Here is a 7428-nt window from a genome sequence, read left to right as displayed (position 1 = left end):
TCTTGCGCGGCGTGCGAGACGACCGGGCAGAGGCCGCGCGGCTCGGCGCCGCCGCCGCCGCCTTCGCCGAACGGGAATGGAGCGCGGCCGCCTACCGCGCGCGGCTGGCTGCGCTCGGCCTGCCTGTGGGCGGCGCATGAGCCTGCGCATCCTGCTCTGGTACTGGGGCCGCCGCGGCGGCGGCGCGCAGTTCACGCTGGGACTGGCGCGCGCACTCGCGCGCCGGGACGACGTCGCGCTTTCGCTCGCCCTCTCGGCGCAGGGCGAGCTGGCGCCGGCGTTCCACGACCTCGGCGTGCCGGTCTCGCTCACCGACACCTATCGCGACCTGGCCGGCTTCCTCGCGGCCACGCCGCGGATTCCCTTCGCCGCGCGGGCCCTGCGCCGGCAGGCGGCCGGCTGCGACGCGGTGGTCTCCGCCATGACGCATCTCTGGACGCCGCTCGTCGCGCCGGGGCTCGCGCGCGCCGGCGCCGCCTTCGTGCCCGTGGTGCACGACGCCTCGCCGCACGCGGGCGACTTCGGCTGGGCCTGGAACTGGCGCCTGGGCCGGGAACTCGCCGCCGCCCGCGCCGCGGTCGCGCTCTCCGACGCGGTCGCGCGCGACCTGTCGGCGCGGGCGCCGGGCCTGCCCCAGATCCGGATGACGCTGCCGGCGCTGCTGTCGGAGCGCTTGCCCCGGGTGCCGGGCGAAGGGCGCCTGCTCTTCTTCGGGCGGCTCCGGGCCTACAAGGGCCTCGACCTGCTGCGCGACGCCTTCGACCAGGTCCGGCTTCGACACCCGACCGCGACGCTGCGGGTCGTCGGCGAGGGCGACGTGGGCAGCCTTGCGCCAGGGCTGGACCGCCTGCCGGGCGTCACGGTGGAGCCGCGCTGGGTGCCGGAGACCGAAGTGCCGGCGCTGCTCGCCCAGGCGGACCTGGTCGTCCTGCCCTATCGCGAGGCGACGCAGTCCGGGATCGTGCCTCAGGCGCTCGCCATGGGCGTGCCGGTGGTCGCGACCCCGGTCGGCGGCCTGACCGAACAGCTCGCCGCCGGCGGCGGGCTGATCGCCCGCGATGCCTCGGCTCCCGCACTGGCCGACGCCCTGGCCGCGGCCCTCGAGCCGCGCAGGCTGGAGGCCCTGCGCGGCGCCGTGGCCCAGGCCGCGGAACTGGTCAATGACTGGGACACCCCGGCCGCGAGCCTCGTCGCCGGGCTGCGGGGCGTCGTCGGCCGCTGAGGCGGATCAGCCCGCCAGTGCCTCCTCCAGGCCTGCGCAGAAGCAGTGATAGAGCACCAGATGCACCTGCTGGATCGCGGGCGTGAAGCGCGACGGCACGGCGAAGAGATGGTCCGTGAGCGGCGCCATCCGCCCGCCGCCCTCGCCGGTGAAGCCGATGGTCGTCATCCCGAGCCGCCGCGCCGCCTCGAAGGCCAGCACGACATTGGCCGAGTTGCCGGAGGTGGACAGGCCGATCAGGACCCCGCCCGGCTCGGCATAGGCCTCGACCTGCCGGGCGAACACCGTCGCATAGTCGTAGTCGTTGCTCCAGGCGGTCAGGACCGCCGCGTTGGAGGACAGGCAGATCGCCTTGAGTGCCCGCCTCTCCTTCAGGAAGCGCCCGACCAGCTCGCCGACGATGTGCTGGGCGTCGGCCGCCGAGCCGCCATTGCCACAGACCAGCAGCGGCTTGCCCGCCGCGAGGGCGCGTGCTGTGGCCGCGACGGCGGCATCCATCCTCGCCGCCATGCCGGCGCCGCGCGTCGCCTCGAGCAGCGCCTCGGCATCGGCGAGCCAGGCATCGAGCGAGGGTGGCATCGCTGGAACTCCGTCAGGGCCGGCCGCGTCCGGCCGCGCCCGCTTAACCCACCCGGGCGGAGGGGTCGAGGCGTCGTCCCGGCCGTGCCGCGCGGGCGAGGCCGCGGCGGAGATCGACACGCCTTGCGCAGTCGCGGGACCGCGGACCATAGAGCCGGGTGGACCCGCTGGGCGCCCGGCCCAGCCGCGCCGCCAAGCCGACGCCGCAGATGCCAATGCAGGGGAAACCGCCCGTGACCGCGCTCGACGTCCTCGACCAGATGGTCGCCATCCGGCGCGCCGGCAATTTCGAGGCGCGCGGCTTCCCGCTGCAGGGCCCGCTGCTCGTCTCGACGCGCCGCTTCGCCGACCACCGCGGGGTGTTCACGGAGACCTACAGCCAGCGCGACTTCCGCGCCCTCGGCATCGCCGACGACTTCGTGCAGGACAACCAGTCGCGCTCGACCGCCATGGGCACGGTGCGCGGGCTGCACCTGCAGACCGCGCCCGCGCCGCAGGCGAAGCTCGTGCGCGTGCTGCGCGGCCGGATCCTCGACGTGGCGGTGGATTGCCGCGCCGGGTCGCCCACCCGCGGGCAGCATGTCGCGGTCGAGCTCTCGGCCGAGAACGGGCTGATGCTCTACGTCCCGGTCGGCTTCGCGCATGGGTTCGTGACGCGCGAGCCCGATACCGAGGTCGCCTACAAGATGAGCGGCTTCTACGCGCCGGCCTGCGAGGCGGGGATCCTGTGGAACGATCCGGCGCTCGGCATCGACTGGGGCATCCGCGCCGCGGATGCCGTGCTGTCCGCGAAGGACGCGCGCCTGCCGACCCTCGCCGCGCTGGGCGACATCCGATTCTGATGCGCGTCCTCGTCGCCGGCCGCGAGGGGCAGGTCGCCCGCGCCCTCGTCGCGCGCCTCGTGCCTGACGGGCACGTCGTGACCGCGCTCGAGCCGCCCGAGCTCGACCTGACCGACCGCGCCGGGATCGCCGCGGTGGTCGAGCGCGCGGCACCCGACCTCGTCGTCAACGCCGCCGCCTACACCGCCGTCGATCGCGCCGAGGACCAGCCCGACCTGGCGCAGGCCGTGAATTGTACCGGCGCCGCCTGGCTGGCCGAGGCAGCGGCGGCGCGCGGCGCACCGTTTGTGCATTTCTCGACAGACTACGTCTTCGACGGCCTCAAGGGCGCACCCTATGCCGAGACCGACGCCCCGAACCCGGCCGGCGTCTACGGCGCGACGAAAGAAGCCGGCGAACGGGCGGTACTCGCCGCGAACCCGCGCAGCGCGGTGATCCGCACCGCCTGGGTGTGCAGCCCGGACGGGGCCAACTTCGTCAAGACGATGCTGCGCCTGGCGAAGGAGCGCGAGGAGATCCGCGTCGTCGCCGACCAGCATGGCGCGCCGACCTTCGCGGCCGACCTCGCCGACGCGGTCGCCCGCATGGCGCCGCGCCTGCTCGCCGCCAAGGCCGGGGACGAGGCCTTCGGGCTGTTCCACCTGAGCGGCACGCCGCACACCACCTGGCACGGCTTCACGGCCGAGATCCTGAAGCAGGCCGCCCGGCGTGGCCATCCCGCGCCGCGGCTCGTCGCGATCACGACGGACGAATACCCCACAAAGGCGCGGCGGCCGCCCGATGGCCGCCTCAATTGCGGGAAGATCCTGCGGGTGCATGGCGTGGCGGCTGCCGACTGGCGCGTCTCGCTCGGCCGCTGCCTCGACGTCCTGGTCGGGCCGGTCAAGGAGAATGAACGATGAAGGGCATCGTGCTCGCCGGCGGCGCCGGCACGCGGCTGCACCCGGCGACGCTCGCCGTCTCGAAGCAGCTCATGCCGGTCTACGACAAGCCGATGGTCTACTACCCGCTGTCGGTACTGATGCTGGCCGGCATCCGCGAGGTCATGCTGATCTCGACGCCGCACGACATGCCGCTCTTCCAGCGCCTGCTCGGCGATGGCACGCCCTGGGGCATCCGCATCGCCTACACGGTGCAGGAGCGCCCGGACGGCATCGCCCGCGCGCTGACGCTGTCGGAAGAATTCCTCGCCGGCAGCCCGAGCACGCTGGTGCTCGGCGACAACCTGTTCCACGGCCACGATCTCGAAGGACGGCTGAAGGAGGCGCGCGCGGAGGCCGGGCGGGGCGCCACCGTCTTCGCCTACCGTGTCGCCGACCCCGAACGCTATGGCGTGGTGGAGTTCGACGCCGCAGGCCGCGCGCTCAGCCTCGAGGAGAAGCCGAAGCAGCCGCGCTCCGACTGGGCGGTCACCGGCCTCTATGTCTATGACGGCCGCGCGCCCCGGATCGCGCGCAACCTGAAGCCCTCGGCGCGCGGCGAGCTCGAGATCACCGATCTCAACAAAGCCTACCTGGCCGAAGGCAGCCTGCGCGTTACGCGGCTTGGCCGCGGCTATGCCTGGCTCGACACCGGCACGCATGACAGCCTGCTCGAGGCCGGCGAGTTCGTCCGCGCGATCGAGAAGCGCACCGGCCAGAAGGTCGCGAGCCCCGAGGAGATCGCCTGGCGCATGGGCTTCATCGACGACGCGCAGCTCGCCGCCATCGCCGCGCCGCTGCGCAACTCCGGCTACGGCAAGTACCTCGAAGGGCTGCTGGCCCATGACGGCAAGGCGCGCTGAGATCCCATGACCATCCTCGTCACCGGCGGCCTGGGCTTCATCGGCTCCGCCGTCATCCGCCGCCTGATCCGCACCACCGATCACGTCATCGTTAACGTGGACAAGGAGACCTACGCGGCCAGCCACGACGCGCTGGAAGAGGCGCGCGGCCACCGGCGGCACATCCACCTCAAGGCCGACATCTGCGACGCCGAGGCGATGCACGCCGCCTTCGCGCAGTGGAAGCCCGAGGTGGTGATGCACCTTGCCGCTGAGAGCCATGTGGATCGCTCGATCGACGGCCCGGCGGAGTTCATCCGGACCAACGTCGTCGGGACGCAGGTGCTGCTGGAAGCGGCGCGCGCGCACTGGTCCGCGTTGGAGGGCGCGGCCAAGGCCGCCTTCCGCTTCCACCACATCTCGACCGACGAGGTGTTCGGCGCGCTGGACCACGGCGACCCGCCTTTCGATGCGACGACGCCCTACGACCCCCGCAGCCCCTACAGCGCGTCGAAGGCCGCCTCCGACCACCTGGTGCGCGCCTGGCAGCACACCTACGGCTTCCCTGCCTTCGTCTCGAACACGACGAACAACTACGGCCCCTGGCAATTCCCCGAGAAGCTGATCCCGCTGGTCTCGCTCAACGCGCTCGAGGGCAAGCCCCTACCCGTCTATGGCGACGGCTCGAATGTCCGCGACTGGATCCATGTGGACGACCACGCGGAGGCGCTGTGCCTGGCCGCGCTCGGTGGCGGCAAGCCGGGCGAGACCTATTGCATCGGCCCGCGGCAGGAGCGGACGAACCTCGAGGTCGTGAAGGCGATCTGCGCCACGCTCGACCGCCTGCGCCCCGATCCTGCCGGCCCGCGCGAGCGGCTGATCACCTTCGTCAAGGACCGCCCGGGCCACGATTTCCGCTACGCGATGGACCCGAGCCGCGCGGAGGCGGCGCTGGGCTGGCGCGCCCGGCACGATTTCGAGACGGGGCTGGAGGCGACGCTGCGCTGGTATCTCGACCACGAATCCTGGTGGGGCCCGATCCGCGCACGGCGCTATGCCGGGGAGCGGCTGGGGCAGGGCAAGAGCGCCTGATGCCGCGTCAGGCCGCGTCGAATCCTGTGGCACCCGGCGTGACGGCGGCGGCATCAGGCCGCAGCGCCTCGCACCACGCCACCGCCTCCGCCACCCCAACGCGGCGCCCAGCCTCTCCGTAGAACACCCCCCGCACCTGCGTCGTCGCCTGGAGCGCGGCCAGGAAGTCCGCCCGCAGCGCCGCATCCGGCGCCGCCGCCTCAGCCCAGAACGCGTCGAGCGCCCCCTGATGGGCCAGCCCCGGCACGTCCCATACCGCGCGGCCCAGCGCCTTGGCCGGCCGCTCCATCACGATCGCGCGCAGCCCCACCGTGCTGTTCACCGTCACCACCGCGCGCGATCCCGCGATCATCGCATCCAGCGTGCCGTGATGCGCGACATGCACGCGCTCCGTCACGCCCGCCGCCGCGGCGATCGCCGGAATCCGCCGGCCCCAGCGCTTCAGGCAGGGATCCAGCGGATGCACCTTGACGATCAACTGCCCGTCGCGCGGCGCATGCTGCGCGAAGGAGCGCACGACCTCGCGCAGCGGCGTGTCCATGTCCGGATAGTCGGAATAGGCGCGGATGGAGAAGTCCGTCTCCATCTGCATCGCAAACACCCAATACGGCTTGCCCTGCACGTGTGCCAGCACGCGCGCGCCCTCCGCACGCTCGGCGCCGCGTCGCAGCAGCCGCCAGCCGATCCCCGCATAGGTCGCCAGCGGATGATGCAGGTGGTGGCTGCGGTAGTGCGGAAAGGGCCACGGCAGCATGTTGGCCAGGTGGTACAGCACGTCCCAGACAGCCTGGCGGCGGAAGTCGTCCTTGTAGCGCTCCGTCAGGTCGGCGGGCGGCAGGCCGGCGGCAAGCGCACGGATCGCCTCCGGCTCGCGCGGAAAGCGGCTGTCGCCGCCCATCCCGTCGCGCTCCAGCGTGATCCAGTCAGGACGGAAGTAGCCGAAGTCGGTGACGGTCACAGCAACGCCGCGCTCGCGCGCCGCCGCGATCGCCACGCGATGGCATTCCCGCTGCTCGCCCAGCAGCACGAGGTCGGTGACGGCCCAGCGATCCATCGCGTCGGCCACGAATCCGGGCCAGGCCTCCACGCGGCCGGTGAAGTCCTCGGCCACCCCCGGCGCGCCGCGCCAGAACAGCTTGTCGCCGAGGTTCAGGTTGATCCGGTGCACCGCATGCCCGCGCGCATGCAGCCCCGCCGCCACCTCGGCGAAGAAGGGGCTGATCGGCCCCTGCAGGAACAGGAAGCTGCGTCGTACCGGAGACGGTTCCGGCTCCGGCAGGGTGACGTCGCGGGGGGACATGCGGGCCGATACCTCCGGCCGGATCACCACGCTGTCAATCGCCGCGCCAGAGCCGCCAGCGCCCGGTCTCCGGCGCGCCGAGCCGCGCCATGACGTTCCGCATCGCGGCGTTCTCCTCGAGGATCCAGGAGATCTCGACCTCCCCCCAGCCGCACCGCGCCGCGATCCCGATCGCCTCCGCCAGCAGCGCGCCCGTCGCCAGCGCACCGGCCGGCTTGCCGCGCAGCGCGCGCGCGACGCCCAGCATCGGGATTCGCGCCGATCCCGTGCGGCCCAGCAGCGCCGGCAGCAGCCGCGCCCAGCCGAAGGGCAGCAGCCGTCCATCGGCGGGCAGCGCCGGCTCGATGTTCGGCACGACGGCGACGAGACCGATCGCGACGCCGTCCCGCTCGGCGAAGATCACCTCGCCGGCGAGCAGCAGCGGCCGCAGCAGCTTTCCCATGGTCTCGACCTCGGCCGGGCGCAGCGGCACCGCGTGCCGGTTCTCCGCCCAGGCCTCGTCATAGAGCGCCGCGACGCGCCGGACCTCGGCCGCGTAGTCGCGCCGGTCGAGCGGCCGCAACCGCAGCCGCGCCGTCCCGTCGTCGCGCCGCGCGGCGAGCGCGGGGGTCGGAAGGGCAGACGTCCGAGC

Annotated in this window: 8 protein-coding genes; 5 read left to right on the top strand and 3 right to left on the bottom strand. The window is 73.2% G+C overall.

The annotated features are described in order from the left end of the window. Positions 1–136 precede the first annotated feature (136 nt). Entirely contained in the window at positions 137–1222 is a 1086-nt protein-coding gene (locus L2I40_RS15070; protein WP_237216024.1) for a glycosyltransferase family 4 protein, read from the top strand. 6 nt (positions 1223–1228) lie between these two features. On the opposite strand, the gene L2I40_RS15065 is transcribed toward L2I40_RS15070, so the two are convergent. After that, positions 1229–1801, bottom strand: a complete 573-nt coding sequence (locus L2I40_RS15065; RefSeq protein WP_272910971.1) for a D-sedoheptulose-7-phosphate isomerase — start codon at positions 1799–1801, stop codon at positions 1229–1231. Positions 1802–2034: 233 nt separating this feature from the next. Here L2I40_RS15065 and rfbC point away from each other — a divergent pair, with 233 nt between their 5' ends. The 4 genes from rfbC to rfbB are packed head-to-tail and all read left to right on the top strand — an operon-like array spanning position 2035 to position 5497. After that, positions 2035–2643, top strand: coding sequence for a dTDP-4-dehydrorhamnose 3,5-epimerase (gene rfbC / locus L2I40_RS15060; protein ID WP_237216023.1), 609 nt, complete (start codon positions 2035–2037; stop codon positions 2641–2643). After that, a complete protein-coding gene (rfbD, locus tag L2I40_RS15055; RefSeq protein ID WP_237216022.1) occupies positions 2643–3545 on the top strand; it encodes a dTDP-4-dehydrorhamnose reductase in 903 nt (300 codons plus the stop codon). Before rfbC ends, rfbD begins: the two co-directional genes overlap by 1 nt. Beyond that, positions 3542–4426, top strand: coding sequence for a glucose-1-phosphate thymidylyltransferase RfbA (rfbA, locus tag L2I40_RS15050; RefSeq protein WP_237216021.1), 885 nt, complete (start codon positions 3542–3544; stop codon positions 4424–4426). The genes rfbD and rfbA overlap by 4 nt, the downstream gene beginning before the upstream one ends. 6 nt (positions 4427–4432) lie before the next feature. Next, on the top strand, positions 4433–5497 hold the full coding sequence (rfbB, locus tag L2I40_RS15045) for a dTDP-glucose 4,6-dehydratase (protein ID WP_237216020.1): 1065 nt from the start codon (positions 4433–4435) through the stop codon (positions 5495–5497). A 7-nt stretch (positions 5498–5504) separates the two neighbouring features. Here rfbB and L2I40_RS15040 read toward each other — a convergent pair whose 3' ends face one another. Continuing rightward, positions 5505–6797, bottom strand: coding sequence for a capsule biosynthesis protein (locus L2I40_RS15040; protein ID WP_237216019.1), 1293 nt, complete (start codon positions 6795–6797; stop codon positions 5505–5507). A 34-nt stretch (positions 6798–6831) separates the two neighbouring features. Continuing rightward, a partial coding sequence (locus L2I40_RS15035) for a GNAT family N-acetyltransferase (protein ID WP_372491064.1) occupies positions 6832–7428 on the bottom strand: 597 nt, incomplete at its 5' end.

Origin of the sequence: Falsiroseomonas oryziterrae (assembly GCF_021864505.1) — a bacterium.
Lineage (GTDB): Bacteria > Pseudomonadota > Alphaproteobacteria > Acetobacterales > Acetobacteraceae > Falsiroseomonas > Falsiroseomonas oryziterrae.
This window is presented reverse-complemented; position numbering and strand designations above follow the sequence as displayed.